Consider the following 2,214-nt stretch of genomic DNA (forward strand, 5'->3'; position numbering starts at 1 on the left):
TCACAGGTTCAAGATTTAGCAGTGAAAGCTATTGAAGGTGCATCAAATTCTCGTTCATTTCAAGCGATGAAAGAAATTGTTCTAGAACAAAAGAATCAACAAAAGAAAAGTTAATTTTTGACGATCGCCTAAGTTCTAATAATCTAATCAGGACTTACGCATAACCACAAAACATAGTAGGGGCGAATACCATAATATAGGGCGAATACCATTCGCCCCTACATATTTAATACTGAAGAACACCGATGCTACCAGATTTGATATTAAAGATAAAAGGTTTTTGCTCACGTAAGCGGAACGGAGTTCTATCACTAATTATCCGGACATGATATTATAACCAAAATTTATCGTCAAACACCAAAAAACTTACTATTATAGTACAATTTTTTTACTGTCTACTCCTAAATATTATGTTGTCAATCTCAAACCCTATTTGTAGCGTTTAAAAAAAAGCCAAAATAAGAGCGATCGCCTGTGCCTATATTCAAACTGTCACTCCACTACTATTACTGTAAGTTTATACATATAAAATACGAATAAATCAGCCAAAAATTTTGATTTGAGGTAATAATTTTATGACCAACAAATATACTCAACAAAAAGATACTGCTGCATGGATACTTCAAGTTTGGGCTTCCTTTATTCTAGCTACTTCTGGCACAGCGATCGGCATTATTTACCTACCTGTAGATAATTGGATTAAAGGCTTTTTAGGAATGGGTTTAACATTTTCAGTAGGCTCAACTTTTACCCTGGCAAAAACTATTAGAGATAATCACGAATATCAAAGGATAACTGCCAGACTTGATGAAGCAAAAGTTGAAAAACTATTGGCAGAGCATCACCCTTTAGACAAATAATAATTACATCAAATCCGGTTAACTGGAGTTTAGACTAATTACAACTGACCAAAAACTTGCCAAGGGAGAATAGTAAGATAGACTAACTAGGCTGAAACTATTTCTGCATCCTGTAGACATAGACTAGGGTAGTTTCAACCCACCCACTCAACCTACCAACAGCCATGCTACAAGAACTAGCAATTGAAACTCGTGGCCTTACCAAACAATTGTAAAAGGCTAGTGCAGGATGACGGAAATAACTGACCAGTTATAAAATCCTAAAACAATTACAAATCAAAAATGATTGAATTTTGACTTTTGACTTTTTATATCATGTCCGAAGGCAATCGTTTGTGTAAAAGTTGGCGTGGATATTTGCAGGAAATTTAAGTTTTTTTCTTGCCTGTTGCCTGTTGCCAGATGAGCTGTTGCCTATTTACTATACAAGACCGATGCTACCGGACATGATATGACTTCCGCGTAGCGGCACTAGCTGATAGCTGATAGCTGACCGCTGAATGCTTACAAGCGTTCATATTCTTAATTCTTACTCAATCTCTAAATATTGACTAATTAGTTATTAGTCAAAAATTTAATTAAACATACTTTTTTTCTAGTGAATATTTCACTAAACTAGGAATTTCCGAAGGTCGTTTTGCTACTGGTATTTTAAATTCTTTAAAAGCTGAAATTTTACTCTTCATCTGATTGTGGAAATTATGTTTTACCCTTGAGTTTCTAGCACTAATTAAACTACTAGCGTGAGTGTAATTTTGATTTATTGGAGCATAAATACCAGCAATATAAGCAACTACAGGTTTATCAATTGTTTCTGATATATAAGAAGCTGCAATTTCCTCACTTGCACCACCAACTTCTCCTACTAAAACAATTAACTCTGTGCGGTCATCCTCATCTAATATTTGTAACCATTGCAAAAAAGAAGAACCAACAATTGGATCGCAACCAATACTAACACAGATAGATTGCCCCAATCTTGACTTTGTTAATTCCCAAGCTACTTCATAAGTAAGAGTATTGCTGCGACTAATAATTCCCACTGGGCCTGGTGTGTAAAACTGAGTTGGATGAGTGCCCAACAGTAATTTATCCGGCACGATAATACCTGCACAGTTAGGTCCAACAATCAGAGTTTCTGTAGCCTCAGCTTTTCTCAATAACTGGACCATATCTAAAGGTGGCACTCCTTCTGTAACGATGACAATTTGTTTAATGCCAGAAGCGATCGCCTCTAAACTAGCATCTAATACCCTATAAGCAGGCACAACTATCAAAGTGGTATCAATCATACCCACTTTTGCCACTGCTTGCTCTACCAAACTAAACACAGGTATACCAGACCATTCTTGTA

General features: G+C 35.9%; 2 protein-coding genes. One reads left to right on the top strand and one right to left on the bottom strand.

Annotated elements, in window-relative coordinates:
* Positions 1-575 precede the first annotated feature (575 nt).
* The gene (locus tag F6K13_RS29640) at positions 576-860 is read left to right on the top strand and encodes a YiaA/YiaB family inner membrane protein (protein WP_124145612.1); all 285 of its coding nucleotides are present in this window, start codon (positions 576-578) and stop codon (positions 858-860) included.
* A gap of 578 nt (positions 861-1,438) precedes the next feature.
* Here F6K13_RS29640 and F6K13_RS29645 read toward each other — a convergent pair.
* Positions 1,439-2,214 (bottom strand): CoA-binding protein (locus tag F6K13_RS29645; protein ID WP_287289360.1); only part of this gene is annotated, 776 nt, incomplete at its 5' end.

Origin of the sequence: Okeania sp. SIO2B9, assembly GCF_010672505.1 — a bacterium.
Lineage (GTDB): Bacteria > Cyanobacteriota > Cyanobacteriia > Cyanobacteriales > Microcoleaceae > Okeania > Okeania hirsuta.

Coding starts and splice junctions, on each gene's coding strand:
- F6K13_RS29640 (WP_124145612.1), top strand. CDS start 576: ATGACCAACAAATATACTCAACAAAAAGATACTGCTGCATGGATACTT.